This is a genomic window from Acutalibacter intestini (assembly GCF_034334985.1).
GTDB lineage: Bacteria > Bacillota > Clostridia > Oscillospirales > Acutalibacteraceae > Acutalibacter > Acutalibacter intestini.
The window spans coordinates 1-17170 of sequence record NZ_JAWXXL010000052.1; the positions used below are offsets into that span (position 1 = coordinate 1).

The 17170-nt window shown below is 54.6% G+C and carries 17 protein-coding genes and 3 pseudogenes; 12 read left to right on the forward strand and 8 right to left on the reverse strand.

The annotated features are described in order from the left end of the window. Positions 1-341: 341 nt before the first annotated feature. From U8U68_RS19900 to U8U68_RS19915, 4 genes are all read right to left on the reverse strand, one after another. A complete protein-coding gene (locus tag U8U68_RS19900; protein WP_322203931.1) occupies positions 342-1694 on the reverse strand; it encodes an MATE family efflux transporter in 1353 nt (450 codons plus the stop codon). 79 nt (positions 1695-1773) lie between these two features. After that, a complete protein-coding gene (locus U8U68_RS19905; RefSeq protein ID WP_322203933.1) occupies positions 1774-2895 on the reverse strand; it encodes an aldo/keto reductase in 1122 nt (373 codons plus the stop codon). Positions 2896-2958: 63 nt separating this feature from the next. Continuing rightward, positions 2959-4053, reverse strand: coding sequence for an aldo/keto reductase (locus U8U68_RS19910; protein WP_322203935.1), 1095 nt, complete (start codon positions 4051-4053; stop codon positions 2959-2961). A 16-nt stretch (positions 4054-4069) separates the two neighbouring features. Beyond that, positions 4070-4582 (reverse strand): flavodoxin family protein, encoded by a 513-nt coding sequence (locus U8U68_RS19915; protein WP_322203937.1) that lies wholly within the window; start codon positions 4580-4582, stop codon positions 4070-4072. 302 nt (positions 4583-4884) lie between these two features. Between U8U68_RS19915 and U8U68_RS22815 the strand changes: the two are divergent. From U8U68_RS22815 to U8U68_RS19925, 3 genes and pseudogenes are all read left to right on the forward strand, one after another. After that, positions 4885-5034, forward strand: a pseudogene (locus tag U8U68_RS22815) (glycoside hydrolase family 78 protein); the annotation flags it as partial. Next, positions 5031-6287 carry a family 78 glycoside hydrolase catalytic domain gene (locus U8U68_RS19920; protein ID WP_322203939.1) on the forward strand — a complete coding sequence of 419 codons (1257 nt, stop codon included), beginning with the start codon at positions 5031-5033 and terminating at the stop codon, positions 6285-6287. The pseudogene U8U68_RS22815 and the gene U8U68_RS19920, both read left to right, overlap by 4 nt. Then, a complete protein-coding gene (locus tag U8U68_RS19925) occupies positions 6259-6738 on the forward strand; it encodes a DUF3737 family protein (protein WP_322203941.1) in 480 nt (159 codons plus the stop codon). Before U8U68_RS19920 ends, U8U68_RS19925 begins: the two co-directional genes overlap by 29 nt. Here the strand turns inward: U8U68_RS19925 and U8U68_RS19930 are convergent. Next, positions 6727-7341, reverse strand: a complete 615-nt coding sequence (locus U8U68_RS19930; protein WP_322203943.1) for a recombinase family protein — start codon at positions 7339-7341, stop codon at positions 6727-6729. The genes U8U68_RS19925 and U8U68_RS19930 overlap by 12 nt on opposite strands. Before the next feature lie 307 nt (positions 7342-7648). Between U8U68_RS19930 and U8U68_RS19935 the strand changes: the two genes are divergently transcribed. Then, complete coding sequence (locus tag U8U68_RS19935; protein WP_322203945.1) at positions 7649-8293, forward strand: hypothetical protein; 645 nt, start codon at positions 7649-7651, stop codon at positions 8291-8293. A gap of 574 nt (positions 8294-8867) precedes the next feature. Here U8U68_RS19935 and U8U68_RS19940 read toward each other — a convergent pair. Continuing rightward, positions 8868-9116, reverse strand: a pseudogene (locus U8U68_RS19940) (DUF4368 domain-containing protein); the annotation flags it as partial. 121 nt (positions 9117-9237) lie between these two features. Between U8U68_RS19940 and U8U68_RS19945 the strand changes: the two are divergent. Both U8U68_RS19945 and U8U68_RS19950 read left to right on the forward strand, forming a co-directional pair. Then, complete coding sequence (locus tag U8U68_RS19945) at positions 9238-10596, forward strand: MATE family efflux transporter (protein ID WP_322203947.1); 1359 nt, start codon at positions 9238-9240, stop codon at positions 10594-10596. 4 nt (positions 10597-10600) lie between these two features. Then, complete coding sequence (locus U8U68_RS19950; RefSeq protein ID WP_322203949.1) at positions 10601-10777, forward strand: hypothetical protein; 177 nt, start codon at positions 10601-10603, stop codon at positions 10775-10777. A 21-nt stretch (positions 10778-10798) separates the two neighbouring features. Here the strand turns inward: U8U68_RS19950 and U8U68_RS19955 are convergent, their stop codons facing one another. Beyond that, complete coding sequence (locus U8U68_RS19955) at positions 10799-11227, reverse strand: DUF2871 domain-containing protein (protein WP_322203951.1); 429 nt, start codon at positions 11225-11227, stop codon at positions 10799-10801. 740 nt (positions 11228-11967) lie between these two features. Between U8U68_RS19955 and yaaA the strand changes: the two genes are divergently transcribed. The 6 genes from yaaA (at position 11968) to U8U68_RS19985 (ending at position 17089) form a co-directional block, all read left to right on the forward strand. Next, complete coding sequence (gene yaaA / locus U8U68_RS19960; RefSeq protein WP_322203953.1) at positions 11968-12708, forward strand: peroxide stress protein YaaA; 741 nt, start codon at positions 11968-11970, stop codon at positions 12706-12708. A gap of 1 nt (position 12709) precedes the next feature. Then, positions 12710-13174: a thioredoxin-dependent thiol peroxidase gene (bcp, locus tag U8U68_RS19965; RefSeq protein ID WP_322203955.1), complete on the forward strand. Its 465-nt coding sequence runs from the start codon at positions 12710-12712 to the stop codon at positions 13172-13174. Positions 13175-13289: 115 nt separating this feature from the next. Then, positions 13290-13457, forward strand: a complete 168-nt coding sequence (locus U8U68_RS19970; protein WP_322203957.1) for a macro domain-containing protein — start codon at positions 13290-13292, stop codon at positions 13455-13457. Positions 13458-13644: 187 nt separating this feature from the next. Beyond that, on the forward strand, positions 13645-14262 hold the full coding sequence (locus U8U68_RS19975; RefSeq protein ID WP_322203959.1) for a TetR/AcrR family transcriptional regulator: 618 nt from the start codon (positions 13645-13647) through the stop codon (positions 14260-14262). Between the two features lie 69 nt (positions 14263-14331). Next, the gene (locus U8U68_RS19980) at positions 14332-16107 is read left to right on the forward strand and encodes an ABC transporter ATP-binding protein (RefSeq protein ID WP_322203960.1); all 1776 of its coding nucleotides are present in this window, start codon (positions 14332-14334) and stop codon (positions 16105-16107) included. Next, entirely contained in the window at positions 16100-17089 is a 990-nt protein-coding gene (locus tag U8U68_RS19985; RefSeq protein WP_322203962.1) for an ABC transporter transmembrane domain-containing protein, read from the forward strand. Before U8U68_RS19980 ends, U8U68_RS19985 begins: the two co-directional genes overlap by 8 nt. Here U8U68_RS19985 and U8U68_RS19990 read toward each other — a convergent pair. Beyond that, positions 17061-17170: pseudogene (locus tag U8U68_RS19990) on the reverse strand (IS5/IS1182 family transposase); the annotation flags it as partial. The gene U8U68_RS19985 and the pseudogene U8U68_RS19990 sit on opposite strands and share 29 nt — an antisense overlap.

Consider the following 17170-nt stretch of genomic DNA (forward strand, 5'->3'; position numbering starts at 1 on the left):
CGCGCGATTCTGGCGTACACCGGTTAATTCCTCAATTTCTTTTCCCGTTTTCCCCATTTCCTTGAGCCGTACTACCTGCCTGCGTATCTCCTTGAGTCCCTCTCTCCCTACTTTCCTCAAGTCGATGTATTCCATACCTTCCATTTTACCACTCCTGCCCCCGCTTTCCTAGCTTTTCTTTCGAAAGTAATATGTGCTGACCTACGCGCTGGCTGGGGCGTCCACTTTGATGGGGTGCTTGTTCCATGGGGTGTACTGGAAGAAACGGGGATTAAAGAGGCAAAAAGAAAGAAGCTGGCGGTTATGAAATCTTTTAACCGCCAGCTTCTTTCTCTTCTCACCTAAAAGACTCTGCGCCAAGCCTTTTTCCACAAAATCAGCGCCAAGGGAATCCCCGCTAATTCCGCCAGAATGAACCCAAGCCAGATCAGATTCAAGCTGCCGAAAAGCTGTAAAATCAGCGCGAAAGCTACTGGCAGTATGGCCTGCCGGGTCATGGTCAGCACCATGCTGTAAGTCCCCAGGGAGAATCCCTGGAAGGACGCCGCCAGCACCAGGCTTGGGATCGATACCAGCCAGGACACGGTCAGAATGCGCAGGGCAGGCACGGCAATCTGGCGCATATGCTCAGAGGTTTCAAAAATTTGCAGTACCAGCGCGGGGGCAATTTCCAGCACCGCAAAGAACAACAGAAAGAATAACGCGGAGTAGATCATCGCCCACTTTACCGCCTGGGAGATGCGCTCTTTTTTCCCCGCGCCATAATTGTAGGCCACGATGGGGATCAGGCCGTTGTCAATGCCATGCACACCTACGGTGGATATGCCGAAAATGCGAATGCACACGCCATATACTGCCACCGCTGTGGAGGAAAACCCCAACAGGATCGTGTTCATCACCATACTGACAAAGGATGTCAGCACCTGCACCAAGGTGGACGGTACCCCCACCTTCAAGATGGCTTTCACGCTGCCAACATCCGGGCGCAAAGTGAAGCCAAAGGGGATTTCCGGGTTCCACCGGCGGTTGATGAAAATCCCCGCCAGCATTCCCATACACTGGCCAATCACCGTGGCGATGGCCGCGCCCATGGTTTCCATTCGGGGCAGGCCGAAATAGCCAAAGATAAAGATAGGGTCTAAAATCAGGTTGGTGACGGACGCCGCCGAAAGGGTGAACAGGAACAGGCTGGAACGTCCGCTGGCAATGACAAACCGGTCGAATACCCACTGACCCATCTGACCGAAGGAGAACAGCATACAGATGGTCAGGTAATCCCTCCCATATTTCGCAATGCCCTCGTTGCCGCCGGACTGCCAGTTGAAGTATGGCCCCACCAGCGCCAGACACATCACCACAATCAGGCCCCAGGAGCATAGCGCGATGAAGATAGCGGCGTCCGCGGCCTTGCGCACCCTTTCCGGGCGGCGTTCGCCCAGGGCTTTCGAGATGACGGCGTTCAGCCCCACCGCGTTCCCCAGCCCCAGAGCCGACACCAGCGTCTGGATCGGCGCCGCCAGGGAGAGGGCGGTCAGAGCCTCCTCAGATACTCGAGAAACGAAAACGGAATCCACAAAATTGTAGAGGGAATTGATGAGCAGGCTGAGCATCAGCGGGATGCCCGTGGTCAGAACGAGCCTGGCCATGGGAGCATATCCCATGGGGTTTTCTTTTGGGGCGGTGGGGTTGCTCATAGTGTAATCTCCTTATCTTGATAGGTTGAGCGGAATGCGCATGGCCTGTATGTTCTCTTTCTGCTGAATTTATAGAAATTTAGCGGTCAAAATGCGCAGAAACCTCTTTCAGCTTCTCAATGATGGGCAAATGCTGGGGGCGCATCTCTTCGCACTGGCCGCAGGCAATGCAGTCCTTTGCCTTGCCAAACTTTTGGGCCAGCTGGGCGTAATTGTTGAAGTTCACCGTCCAGCCTTTCTCCTCCAGATGCTCCCGCATATCCTCATTGTACATGGAGAAGTATTGTGGGATGGCGATTTTTTGAGGGCAGCCCTCGGTGCAGTAAGAGCAGCCGGTGCAGGGCACGGCGATTTGGCTGTTGATAATCTCCGCCGCCTTGAACACCACCGCTTTTTCTTCCCCAGTCAGCGGCTGGAAGTTCTCCATAAAGCTGAGATTGTCCTCCATTTGTGCAAGATTGCTCATCCCGGAAAGCACCATCATCACGCCGGGCAGGCTGGCGGCGAACCGCACGGCCCAAGAGGCGGGCGAGGCATTGGGCGCGTGCTCCTTAAAGAGCTTCTCCACATCCTCCGGCACCCTTGCCAACGTGCCGCCCTTGACCGGCTCCATAACAATGACGGGCTTGTTGTGTTTCACCGCTGTCTCATAGCAAGCCTTGGACTGTATCCACTGGCTGTCCCAGTCCAGGTAGTTGATTTGAAGCTGGACAAACTCCATCTCCGGGTGCTTGGTCAGAATCTCGTCCAGCAGCGGGGCGTCGCCATGGACGGAGAAGCCGGGGCTTTTTATCAGGCCCTGGGCCTTTTTCTCCATCATCCAGTGAAAGCAGTCGAACTTCTCGAATTTGGGATAGGAATTTCCGTCGATGCCGTGGAGCAGGTAATAGTCGAAATAGCCCGCTTCTGTCTTTTCCAACTGCTGGTTGAAAATCTCATCCCTGCCCTCCAGGGAATCAAAAAAGGCCGCGTTCAGCTTTGTCGCCAGAGTGAACTTGTTTCTGGGGTGGCGGCTGGTGAGGACCTCCTTTACCGTGGGCTCGCTCTGGAAGCCGCAGTACATCCAGGCGGTGTCGAAGTAGGTGAAGCCTTTTTCGATGAAAAGGTCTACCATCTTCTTGACCTGCTCCACGTCGATGGCGCCCGCGTTTGCCGGGTCTGTGGTGGGCAGGCGCATCAGGCCAAAACCAAAGTTTTTCATAGCGTATCTTTCCTTTCCGATTTTCCCATATTATACAAATTAGAGCCTACTCCATGTCAAGGCTTATTTCCCAAAATATCCGGCAATTCCCTCCATCCTCGCCTCCTGCTTCACATGGAAGGGGCACCGGCTCTCACAGTGCCCGCACTTCACGCAGTCGCCAGCGTGAAGGGACAGCTTTTCATAGTGGCCTTTTGCCAGCTCGTCCCCGGCCATAGCCAGATCGTAATATTTGTTGATAAGCCCCACATTCAAGCCCTTGGGGCAGGGCTGGCAGTGGTTGCAGTACACGCAGATGCCCTCCGCACTCTTGGGCGTGAACTCGCCGATGACGAAGTAATCCCGCTCCTCGGGGGTGGAGTCCACATAATGTAAGGCTGTCTGCAAGTCCTCCAAGCTGCGCACACCGGGCAGCACCGTCAGCACGGCGGGGCGGTCCAGGGCGTACTGGATGCACTGGGTATGGGTGAGCGTCCGGCCAAAGAGGGAAGTCTTTTCGTCCAGCAGCTGGCCGCCCGCAAAGGGCTTCATCACAGAGATACCCACGCCAGCCTTCTCACAGTCCCGGTAAAGCTCCAGCCGCTCGGCAACCTCCCCCTTGGCATACTCGCCCTTCTGGTAGTCATAGGCCGGGTTGATGCTGAACATGAACAGGTCAACCAAACCTGTTTCCAGCAGGCGGCGGGCGATGCCCGGCTCGTGGGAGGAAAATCCCAAATGCCGGATTTTCCCCTCTGCTTTCAGCGACTTCATGTACTCCCACACCCCGCCCGGGGCCAGGGCCTTGTCCAAATCCTCGTGGGTGTCGATGCAGTGCAGAAAGCCGAAATCCGTGTAATCCGTGCCGATGGTCCCGAAGTTCCAGGCGATCTGCTCTTTGATTTTGTCTAAGTCCTGGGTCCATCCGTACTTGCCGTCCTTGTAGACCGCACCGAAGTGCATCTGCGTGAGCACCTTGTCCCGCCGCCCGGCGAAAGCTTTGGCAAAAGCGTAGAATGGCGGCTGATAGGACGGGGCCAAATCAAAGAAGTTGATCCCGTTGTCAATGGCAGCGCTGACGATTTCCGCTGCCTTTTCAATGTCCTCGGGCAGACTGCCGCCGCCCAGGCCGATGACGCTGATCTGCTGGTTTCCGTGGGGCAATTTTCTGTAATCCATGTGAAAAACCTCCTGTTTATTGTAATTTCCGTCCGGCTTCCCGGAGTTCTGCCAGCTTTTCTTCCGACTTGTTCTCTGTGCCATAGGCGGTAAAGATTCCCATATCCTCCAGGTGCAGATCGTTGAGGAATGAGCTTTGGTACTCATAGAACGCGCCGCAGTACACATGGTTGCTGCCGGAGCTGAGAATCAACGCCGCCTTTTTGAGGCTCTTGGGCTTATCCAGCGCGTAAATGCGGTTAATGGCACACTGGAGCTGCCCAGTAAAGCTATGGTAATAGATGGGCGAGGCCAGCACGATCATCTCAGTCTCCTCCATAAGCGGGTAGACCTCCTGCATATCATCCTGCTGGACGCACTTGCCTTTGCCTTTCGTGTGGCAGTATTCGCAGGCCAGACATCCGGCGATTTTCTTTTTGCACACGTCTACAATGTTGACTTCATGCCCTGCCTCCCGTGCACCCTCGGCGTAGGCGGCAGCCATAGCCGCGGTGTTGCCCTTGGGCCGCGGGCTGCCGTTCAGTATCAAAATTTTTATAGGCTTTCCTCCTTCTGTTTTCTCTATTGTAGCAGGTGGCGAAGGAGAAATCAAAGACTTTGTAGGCATAGCATGATATACCCAAAAAGCATATATTTCTCTGCTTATTTTGCATTTGACATAGGTTTCTTCCCATGCTATACTTTTAGCAAATACAAGGTTTTTTCAACAAAGGAGGCCCCAATATGTATAAAGCAGACCGCCTATGGCTCACTGACCTGGTGGTAGAACATCAGCACGAGCCTTCAGGCATGGACGTGCCCCAGCCCCGCTTTGGCTGAAAGCTCCACAGCGACAGAAACAGCACGGTACAGACCGCTTACCGGCTTACCCTTGCGGCGGAAGGTGAAAAAGCGGCCGACACCGGCAGGGTGGAAAGTGCCCAGAGCGTTGAAGTCACCGTACCCGGATTTACAGCCCAGCCCGTGACCCGCTATCGATGAGAGTGGAAGTTACCGATAATTATGGCCGCACGGCTCAAATCGAGAGCCATTTTGAGACCGGGCGCATGGGTGTGCCCTTCGCCTCCTCCTGGGTGGAGCCGGTGCAGGAGCCCACTCCATCCAGCATGGTCACAAACCGGGAGGGCGCGGAGGCGGGAGATATTACGCCGCGGAACGCAGACGGCAGCCGCACCTTTGAAGAATTCCGCCCCGCCCAGTATGTGCGCGTCCCCTTCACGATTGGCAAGGCTGTCAAGCGGGCGCGTGTCTACGCCACAGCCCATGGGCTCTACAGGCTGACCGTCAACGGCCAGCGCCCGGACCACCGGGAGCTTGCCCCGGAAAACACGGCTTACCACAAGCTGCTCTACTACCAGACCTATGACATGACGGCTTTGCTCCAGAGCGGTGAAAACGCCCTGGGCGTGGTGCTGGCAGACGGCTGGTGGGCAGGCCGGGTGGGCACTACTGGCGACTGCTGCCAGCACGGCGACACCACGGCCCTGCTGTTGGATATGGACATCGCGTACATGGACGGGACAAGGGAGCACATCACCGGGCCTATCGTGTTCTCCGACCTGTTTGTGGGGGAAAAGTACGACGCCGATTTGGAGCAGGCCGGCTGGGACTGCCCCGGCTTTGACGACAGCGGCTGGACTCCTGTTATCAAAAAAGCTTACGACAAAAGCCATCTCATGGGCCAGCCCATGCCCCCGGTGCGCCCTGTCAGGATATTCCACCCGGAGCGTGTGTTTACCGCCCCCAATAGCGATATCATCGCAGACGCGGGCCAAACTCTGGCAGGCTTTACCGAGCAGACTGTCACCGCCCCGGCGGGACTGAAAATCACCCTGGAGCACTTCGAGGTGCTGGACAAGGACGGCATGGCAATGGGCAACACAGCCCTGGCGACTATGGGCGTGGTGGCCCCGGCCTACTATGCGTTCAGTGCCAGGAACATGGTGGAGATCGCACGTATTCTCGGCAAAGAGGACGATGCCGCCCACTACCGGGAAGTGTATGAGAATGTGCGCCGGGCGTTCATCGAGGAATACGTTCATGAGGACGGCACGATGGACGCGGACTTCCAGGGCATCTACGTTATCGCCCTGCACATGGGACAGAGGAACTCCGCCCCAAAATGGCCACGCACCTGGCGGAACTCATCCACAAAAATAAGGACTGCCTGGACTATCTGCTCTATCAAATCAGGAAGAACAATATTTGATTCAGAAAGGAAGAACCTTCCATGAAAGAAATCATCGAAACAAAACTTTTGATATAGAGCGCGCCCTTTACAATTCTGACGGCCTGCTGCTGAAAAACTGCCGCTTTGACGGCCCTGCTGACGGGGAAAGCGCCCTTAAGGAGAGCCGCAATGTGGAGCTGGAGAACTGCTTCTTCAACCTGCGCTACCCCTTCTGGCACGATGACAGTGTGAAGATCACCGATGCTGAAATGACCGAAATGTGCCGCGCCGCTATCTGGTACTCCCGGAACATGGAGATTGCCCACTCGAAGCTCCACGGCATCAAGGCTCTGCGGGAGTGCGCGAACATCAAAATGCGGGGGTGCGACGTGATTTCCCCAGAATTTGGCTGGTCTGTCCACGGCATGGAGATGCTGGACACCACCGTGCAGGGTGAGTATTTTATGATGCGTTCCGATGATCTGCACCTTTCCGAAGTGCCTTTATTCTTGTGAATTAGCTTCATCCATATCGACTCTTTTCACCGTGTCATAGAAAGTTGTGTCAGGCATCCCGCAGGCTTGTGCGGCTTGGTGCAGGGTGAGCTCCTTCCGTTTCCAAGCGTGGCGAATGGCCCAGAAATTCTCTGGCAGAGGGCGGGGCGGCCTGCCAAAGCGTACTCCTCTGGCTTTGGCGGCAGCGATTCCCTCGGCCTGCCGCTGGCGGATGTTGTCCCGTTCGCTTTCCGCCACAAAGGACAAAATTTGCAGCACCAGGTCGGCGATAAACGTGCCCATCAGGTCTTTTGCCGTGCGGGTATCCAGCAGGGGCATGTCGATGACACAGATGTCCACGCCTTTTTCTTTGGTGAGGACGCGCCACTGCTCTTGGACTTCTTTGTAATTGCGCCCCAGCCGGTCGATGCTTTTTATGTAAAGCAAATCTCCCTGCCGCAATTTTTTTACAAGCTTCTTGTACTGTTGGCGCTCGAAATCTTTTCCGGACTGCTTGTCCATGAAGAGGTTTTTTCGCGGTACATTTTTTGTGTCCATCGCGATCCGCTGTCTGTCCTCATTCTGGTCTGTACTGGAAACACGGATGTAGCCATAGATGTTCATTTTTTCACACTCCCTTTCCCATGAGTTTACACGAAAGTGCGTAAACAAAAAAGCACTGGTGGCGTAGCCGGAGGGCAGACAGTGAGGCACTGGAGTCTCTCCCCTGGGAACAGCCGGAAGACCGGCAGGTGTGGGATCCGGTAGCGGCGCTCTCGAAACCCCACCGGTTGGTGCTCTACCTGCATTACTACCAGGGCTACACCACCGGAGAGATCGCCGGGATTTTTAGAGGAGAATCCCTCTACCGTGCGTTCCAGGCTGGTCCAGGCAAGAAAGAAACTGAAATTGAAACTGGAGGAAGATGGTTATGAAGCGACATGCGTTGAACAGAATGTTCCATGCGCTGACCCCTGGTCCAGAGAGGGAGAAGGCACTTCTGGAAGAACTCCTCCAGAATGACATAAGGAGGGGAACACCCGTGAAAAATTGGAAACGAATCGCTGTAGGTGTGGCAGTGGTCGTACTGTTGATGGTATGTACAGTAGGCGCGGTAGCGGCGGTTGGATCGTTCTTCCAAACAGAGACAATAGAGGTTACGAAAGAGCCCAATGGAGTGTTTTCGCTGTCTAGGGGGGAAATCACCTATTATCCCGTGGACATTCTGTCTGATGAACTCAAGGCTCTGGAAGGCCCGAGTTCCGAATACTTCACCTTTAATCCAGAACGCCCAACCTTTGATTCATGGGAAAAGGTAGAGGAATTCGTGGGGCTGGAGCTGATGAACACCCCGGTGCTTGATGCCTCCGCCGCTGAGATTCCTTACTCTGAGCTTGACAATCCGTACAATATTCGTCGGTTTGCGATTCTGGTTGAAACGGGCTTGCGGGAAATCGGTGTATATGGGGACTATCAGATCGGAGAAGTTGAAATTCATGTGGACCAAGTAATATATACCGGCCGCATCGGCACAACAGAGCTCGAGAAGTCGCGTAATACGCGCTTATTATTATGATTTGAGTGGAGACTTTAAAAGAGGTGTAGAGATAGAGAAGGAGACCTACGTTGCCCCCAATGGACTTGAGGCACTGATTGTGAAGGTTGACGACGAGAAGGGCGAGTGCCTCACAACGGTTTCCCTGAATGGTATACGTACCGGTATAACTACAGTGTCCCCCAACGGTGTTAAGGAGGCGAGAAAGGTTATGATTCAAGTTCTCGACGGTTTTAGTCCATGAAAACCGTGTTGTCCTGGCAATATTCTTCTGCTCCAATCTAGGGCTTGTTTGAAAATAGAGGAAATGACGAATTTTTGGGCCAGAAGGGGACAATTTCAAGGAGAAGAACCGCTGTAGTTAGCTGCGCTAACTACGTCACTCTGGCGATTGACGAGGATTTTCGACGTAGAAAGTGGCCTCTTATGGCAAAAAAGACGACGTTTTCGATTTTTCAAACAAGCCCTAACTCCTGAAACATCGGAGCATCCGCTTATCTTCAAAAGGCGCGCCGCAGACGTGAAATCTGCGGCGCGCTTTTTTGATAAAATTTACCGTTCCCTGTCCCGGCTGACTGCCGGACAGGGAACGGCTTTAGTCGGGCAGCTCTACCTTGCCGGCAAAAGAATCATAGATTTCGATTTCCTGTCTGCGGAGCTTCCCCCGGCGTTTCCCATCAAGGGCTTCCGATTCGTGGATTACGATTTTCTCCACAAACTCCCGCAACAGGGTAGGGATGCGTTCCTCAAAGCCGGTGTACCTGCCTACCACTTTCATAAACTTTTCAGCGTTTGCCGTGGCTTCCAGCGTTTTAGAAAGCTCACCTTGCAAAGCGGCGGTTTTGCGGCAACGCATGCCGGAAGGCGTGGTAAAAAGAGTACCACAAGGCAAAACGTCATCATTGACAAACCCTATGTTTGTCTCTATAATATGGAGTCAGTAACAAAAAGGGGAAGTAAAACCAATGATAGACAAAAGAAAATTCAATAAGGACCTTTTTCGCCTCACCCTGCCAATCGCCATGCAGAGCCTGATGCTGGCACTGGTGGCCGCTGCCGACGCTTTAATGCTGGGTACGGTGGCCCAGGCGGAGATGACGGCGGTGTCACTGGCAACACAGATACAGTTTATCCAGAATATGTTCATTGGAGCTATCGCGGGGGCTGGCGCCATTTTGGGAGCGCAATACTGGGGGAAGGGAGACAGGTACACCCTTGAGGATCTATTTAATATGATGCTTCGGTACTCGGGGCTGGTGTCGGTGCTGTTTTTCCTGGCCTGCGAGCTGGTTCCGGGAATGCTTATGGGGATTTTTACCGCTGACCCAGAGCTTGTTGCCATTGGCAGCACATACCTTCAAATTGCCGGCTGGTCTTATCTTCTCACAGGCATATCCCAGTGCTATCTCACTGCCATGAAGGTTACGGACCACGTTAAGCTGGGGGCGCTGATCAGTTCCAGCGCCGTTATGATGAATGTGATTTTGAACGCTGTCTTTATCTTTGGGCTTTTTGGCCTGCCCAGGATGCAGGCTAGGGGCGCCGCCCTGGCCACCACGATTTCCCGGGCTGTGGAGCTGCTGCTTTGCCTGCTCCTAACCCTAAAGCCCGGTTTTGTGCGGCCCGCGCTGGGGCGGTTTTTCAGGCTTCCCAGGCAGCTTAACGCCGACTTTGCCCGCCAGGCTCTGCCACTGATAGGCGGCTCCCTGTGCTGGGGCGTAGGCTTTACCTCCTATACCGCTATCATCGGGCATATGGGCAGCGATGCCGCTGCGGCTAACTCCATATCGGCGGTGGTAAGGGATTTGATCTGCTGCCTGTGTAACGGTATCGGCAGCGCCGCGGGCATCATGGTGGGCAATGAGCTGGGCGCCGGGAATCTTGAGAGAGGGAAAGCCTACGGCATACGCCTGAAGAACCTTTCCTATGTGATCGGCCTGCTCTCAACCGTTTTGGTGCTGGCGGTTACCCCCCTTACAGTGGGCATGGTCACCCTTACCGACAAGGCCCGGGAGTATCTTTGGGGCATGATGGTCATTATGGCCATTTACATGATAGGCCGCTGCGTGAACACCGTGACGATCAACGGTGTGCTGGATGGCGGCGGAGACACCCTTTTCGATATGTACAGCCTCATCGTCTGCATGTGGTGCATTGCCGTGCCCCTGGCGTTCACCGGGGCTTTCGTGTTCCACTGGTCCCCCCTGGCGGTTTATGCCTGCACCTGCCTAGACGAGGTGGGGAAGATACCATGGGTCATGTTTAGGTTTAGAAAGTTTAAGTGGGTTAAGGATTTGACCAGAGAGCAGATTGGGGAGGTGTGAATCAATGGAACCGGTTTACTATACGGTGAATTCCATTAACGGCGACTACGCCTATATGACCAGCAGCGGCGGCATAGAAAATCAGGTGGCGATGTTCTTGCTGCCGGAAGGAACGGATGTGGGCAGCAGACTGCTGTGGGAGGACTTTCAGTGGACCTTGCTTGAAGAAGGTTTTGCCTAAGATAAGAGATATAAAAATCGTTTACTTAGAGGGCCGCGCGGTGACATGACTGTTCCGAAGCGCCATGAAAAGCAGTACGACTGCGATAGTCATAATGATATGGGCGATTCCCGCCATGCCGGATATAGCGGCGGAGGCCCCGGGGGAGAGCTCTATCTCCAGCGCCTGGGGGATGCCCCTGGCAAAGAGCATGGCAACCATAAAAGGCAGACCAGTATTGTACAGCAGCATAAAGGGCTTGAACTGCTTTTGCCCGGTCAGGTCCGTTATGGCGCTGAAACCCGCGATTATCAGGAAAACAGCCATTCCAAGCACAAACATATGCGTGTGGGCAAAGGCGAGGGATGTTTTTCCGGAAAAGCCGGTTAGCTTTGTGAACTCGCGGTAGAAAACGCCGCAGACAATGGCGGCTATAGCGTATATAAATGATATGTTTATGTATTTTCTCATGGGTCAGGTTCCTTTCTTGGATTTGGATTATATTTTATCCATGATTTTACCATATTTTCCGGTGCAATTCAAGACGCGGCGCCCTACAGATGCAGGCATCGCCAGCTCATTGCCCTTAAACGAGAGCAGCCCTGCCAGGACCACGGGGCTGATGTCTACGCAGATAACACGATGGAGAGGGATATGATTTCCATCACGCCGCAGAGCGGCGGTATTCAGCGGGAGATTATACAGAATAAAACCCAGGAACCCGCCCGCAAAGCCCGTGGACCAATTCCACAAAAGAGTGGTGGCAGGTATGGCTTCCAGCTGCCAGGCAGTACCTTTCATAGGTTGTGTTTATGGACTGTAATTCCCAATACCAGCCGGCTTAGGGCCACGGCAGAGCGGATTTTGGAGCGCCAACGCCGCAAAAATCATGTGCGAAACCCCAAAGAATGTCAAAGCCACCGGGTCTCCAACGCAAGAACTCAAGCATACAAAAAAGACATTTTTATCCGCTGATTGTCGCGATCCAAATTGCGCGAAATCCGGCGGTTCCCCCGGTTGGAACGGTTAAGGCAATACCGCACAATTCTAAGTACCGTATTGCGCAGGTTGAGTTTATGGCGTTTCCTGGCAAATTGTCCCCAGAAACACTCTTTGCATCCAGCATACATCAACCGCCCGAAAATGGCAATCGTCCTTTTCTTCTCGGGCGAACTGTGCTATAATAATAGAAAACCCAAAAGGACTTTCCCATGAAAATCATCATCGCCCCCGCCAAGAAAATGAATGTAGATACGGACAACATCCCCGTGGAGGGGCTGCCCAGATTCCTGCCCCAAACCGAGCGGCTTCTGGCTGCGCTCCAAGCAATGTCCAGCCAGGAATTGCAGACCGTTTGGAAGTGCAACGACAGTATTGCCCAGCTAAACATCGCGCGCCTGAAATTCATGGACTTGCGCCAAAACCTGACCCCGGCAATCCTCTCTTATGAGGGCATACAGTACCGCTATATGGCGCCCGGCGTGATGACCTCCAGGCAGCTGGAGTACCTGCGGGAGCATTTGCGAATTTTATCTGGCTTTTATGGCGTTCTAGGTCCCTTCGACGGCGTGACGCCTTACCGATTAGAAATGCAGGCAAAATTGTCAGTGGACGGCGCGAAAGACCTCTACGCCTTTTGGGGCGGCAGTCTGGCAAAAGAGCTGGCAGGGGACTGGGTGCTGAATCTCGCGTCAAAGGAGTACAGCCGGGCCGTCATGCCCTACCTCCCGGAGGGCTCCGTGTTAACCTGTTTATTCGGCGAGTGGCTGGACGGAAAGATTCTCGAAAAGGGAACCATGTGCAAAATAGCCCGGGGCCAGATGGTACGTTGGCTTGCCGAAAACGATATTGAGGATCCGAAAGAGATACGCAATTTCGCGGATCTGGACTACTGTTTTGACCCAGAATTATCCAAAGAAAATGTATATGTATTCATCAAAGGAGGACGCTAAAATGCTGGAAGTTGGAATGAAAGCCCCTGAGTTCACCCTGCTTGACAAGGACGGAAACATGGTATCGCTGGCGGATTTCGCGGGCAAAAAAGTGGTGCTCTACTTCTACCCCCGGGACAACACTCCTGGTTGCACCCGGCAGGCTTGCGCTTTCGCGGGGGCGTATGAGGAGTTCAAAAGCATCCATGCCGTGGTGATTGGCGTGAGCAAGGATTCGGTGCGTTCTCACCAGAAATTCGCGGAGAAAAACAGCCTGCCCTTCATCCTTCTTTCCGACCCGGAGCGCCTTGCAATCGAGGCCTACGGCGTGTGGCAGGAAAAGAAAAATTACGGAAAGGTGAGCATGGGGGTGGTGCGCTCCACGTTTGTCATTGACGAAAACGGCGTAATCGAGAAGGTCATGCCCAAGGTGAAGCCGGATACCAACGCGGCGGAAATTCTGGCGTATTTGCGCGGGGAGAAGTGATCTATGCCGTTTCAGATCGTTCGGCAGGACATCACAAAAGTGCAGGTGGACGCCATTATTAACGTCGCAAACACCGGCCTGCTCATGGGCGGCGGGGTGTGCGGGGCTATCTTCCATGCCGCCTGTATTCTTTGCGCCCATTCGCACGGGAGAGGCGGTCATAACTCCAGGATTTGCGCCGCCCGCAAAGTATGTCATTCACGCGGCAGGGCCGGCCGATCACCCCGGGAATCCGGAGCGCTGTCGGGATCTGCTGCACCTGGGGCCTATACAGAGTCGCTGAAACTGGCAAAAAAGCGCCGCTCTGATTTCCAGCGGCATCTACGGCTAGCCGAAGGCCGAGGCCCTGGCAGAGAACACCCCTCAGCCCATTGTATGCCCGGAAGATAGTTCTGTCATTTACACTTGACAGAGCCGCCTGTTTGTGCTATTATAACATCGTTATATCACACTGTTATAAAGAGGGCGAAATGGACGACAACTCTACGCTTGAAAAAATTCATGAGGCCGCCCAGGCCGAGTTCCTGGAAAAGGGCTTTCTGGGAGCCTCCCTGCGGAATATCGTCAAGTCCGCTGGAGTGACCACTGGGGCCTTTTACGGCTACTACTCCAGCAAGGAGGCCCTGTTCGCCGCCCTGGTGGAGCCCTGCGCGGCGGCGGTCATGGGCCGGTTCATGACCGCCCAGACGGACTTTGCCCAGCTCCCCAAGGAGGAGCAGCCCGCTCATATGGGGCAGGAGTCCGGGGCCTGCGTGGACTGGATGATCGACTATATGTATGAGCACTGGGACGCGTTCAAGCTGCTGATCTGTTGTAGCAGCGGCACCCCCTATGAGCAGTTTATTCATAATATGGTGGACATCGAGGTGGAATACACTTTCCGGTATATCGACGTACTGAAGGACCTGGGGCATACTGTCCCCGAACTGGACCGGGAGCTGTGCCATATGATCGCCAGCGGGATGTTCGAGGGAATGTTTGAGGTTTTGCGGCATGATATGCCAAAGGAGCGGGCGGTCCGGTTTGTCACCAAGCTGAGGGAGTTCTATACTGCTGGTTGGATAAAAATAATGGGACAGAATAGTTAGCACGCTAACTAGGTCCTATTATTTTTGCCATATAGTTAGTTATAACTAATCATCTAAGGAGGTATCCATGTGAAGAAAGAAAGCAATCTAAAGGAACTCATGCGCTACGCGGGGCGGCACAGGTTTCTGACCTACCTGTCCCTGCTGCTGTCCGCCGTCAGCGCGGTGCTGGCCCTGTTCCCCTTCGTGTTCCTGTTCCGCATTATCCGGGAGGTCATTGCGGTGGCCCCGGATTTTTCCCGGGCCGGGCACGTTGTCCAGAACGGCTGGCTGGCGGTGGGCTTTGCCCTGCTGTCCATCCTGGTCTACCTCTGCGCCCTGATGAGCTCCCATCTCTCGGCCTTCCGTATCGCCGGGAACATCCGCAAGGCGCTGATGGACCATATCGCAAAGCTGCCCCTGGGCTTCATCGGCGAGATGGGCAGCGGCAAAATACGCCGCATTGTGGGCGACAGCAGCGCCGCCACCGAGACCTATCTGGCCCACCAGCTTCCCGATATGTCGGCGGCGATCACCACGCCTATCTGCATGGTCATTTTGCTGTTCCTGTTCGACTGGCGGTTCGGGCTGGTCAGCCTTTTGCCCATTGTGCTGGGATTTTCCGCCATGTTTAAGATGGTGGGCCCCCAGATGGCAAAGGACATCAAGGAGTACCAAAACGCCCTGGCGGACATGAACAACGAGGCAGTGGAGTATGTGCGGGGCGTGCCGGTGGTCAAGACTTTCGGGCAGACCGTCCACTCCTTCGCCCGGTTCAAGGGCACCATCGACAAGTACTACAAATACTGCATTGCCTACTGCAAGAAGTGCCGGGGCCCCATGCTGATGTACACCGTGTTCATCAACAGCGCCTTTGCGTTCCTGATTGCGCTGGCGCTGATTCTGACAGGCAGCGGGCCGGTGGCGCCGATCCTCTTGAATTTTATCTTCTACGTGATTTTCACGCCAATTATCTCCACCGCCATGTCCAAGGTCATGTATATGAGCGAGAACGGCATGATCGTGGCCGACGCGCTGGGCCGCATTCACTCCATTTTGGACGCGGAGCCCCTGCCCGACCCCCATGCCAGTAAACGACTGGCGGACAATTCTGTTACCCTGGAAAACGTGACTTTCCGTTACAGTGGCAGTGCAGAGGATGCAATCAGGAATATATCTATCAAAGTTGAGGCTGGTGAAACGATGGCCTTGGTAGGACCGTCCGGCGGCGGCAAGACCACGGTGGCGGGGCTTATCTCCCGGTTTTGGGATGTGACCGGCGGGGCGGTCAAAATCGGCGGGAGGAACGTGCGGGACATCTCCCAGGAAGCCTTGTCGGATGCGATTGCCTATGTGTTCCAGGACAGTAAATTGCTCAAAACTTCCATTCTGGAAAATGTGCGGCTGTCTAAGCCCAACGCCACCCGGCAGGAGGTAGAGCGGGTACTCCATGAGGCCCAATGCGACGACATCATCCAGAAGCTGCCCCAGGGTATCGACACCGTGGTTGGAACCAAGGGCGTGTACCTCTCCGGCGGCGAGCAGCAGCGGATTGCCATTGCCCGGGTCATGCTGAAAAACGCGCCCATCCTCATTCTGGACGAGGCCACCGCCTTTGCAGACCCGGAAAACGAGGCGCTGGTGCAGAAAGCCTTTGAGCGGCTCTCCAGGGGCAAGACCGTCATTCTGATTGCCCACCGGCTGACCACGATTAGGAACGCAGACCGCGTCTTTGCGCTGAGAGACGGCCGGGTGGAGGAGAGCGGAACCCATGACGCTCTCCTGGCAAAGGATGGGCTTTACGCCAGGATGTGGCGGGATTATCAGACCTCAATAAACTGGAAGGTAGGTGTAAATCATGGTTGAACGACTGATGAAACGTTTCGCCCTCTCCCGGGAGGGCGCGAAGGGGCTGGTAAAAGCTACCGCCGCCTGCGCCGTGGCTGACTTGGCACTGATGTTCCCGGTGGGGCTGCTGTATCTGCTGGTGAGCAGTTTTCTGAACCAGGATCAACCTCAATATATGCTTTACGTTCTGGGGATTGCCGGGGCGCTGGTGCTGGTCTGGCTCACCGAGTTCTGGAAATACAACGCCACCTACTTCTCTACTTACCGGGAATCCGGGGCCTGCCGCATCCGGCTGGCGGAGAAGCTGCGGCAGCTTCCGCTCTCTTTCTTCGGAAAGAAAGACCTGTCCGACCTGACAAACACCATTATGGGGGATGTGCAGGTAACGGAGCAGATGTTCTCACACTATGTGCCACAGTTCTACGGTTCGGTGATTTCCACCTGCCTGGTGGCCGCCAGCCTGCTGTTCTACGACTGGCAGATGGCCCTTGCGGCCCTTTGGGTACTGCCAGTTGCGCTGGTAATTGTAGGTTTCTCCAAGAAAGCGCAAAACCACTTTACACGCAAGCAGACCGCCGCAAACCTTGCCGTGGCAGAGGGGGTGCAGGAGTGCTTGGAAACCCTCCGCGACTTGAAAAGCTGTAAAGCCGAGGGAAAATACCTGGACGGCCTGGGCCGGAAAATCGACGTACTGGAGGTACGGCACATCAAAAGCGAATTGGGTTCGGCCATGTTTGTGGTCCCGGCACAAATGATTCTCAAGCTGGGAATCGTCTCGGTGGCGCTGGTGGGCAGTATGCGCCTGATGAGCGGCGGGCTGTCCCTGGTGACCTTCTTCCTGTTCCTGCTGGTGGTCTCCCGCATCTACGAGCCCATGAACTTCTCCCTGCAAAATCTGGCTGCTATGAACTCCCTGCAAGTGAACATCGACCGCATGAACGAGATAAACCAGAGCCCCTCTCAGAATCTGTTTAGCATCTATTTAAGAGCAGACGAATAAAGGCAAGAGAAAACATTTGAAAAGAGTTCTGTAATTTACGTTCGCAGTTTTTCCAGAGTCTCCGACATTTGTCGAGCCAGG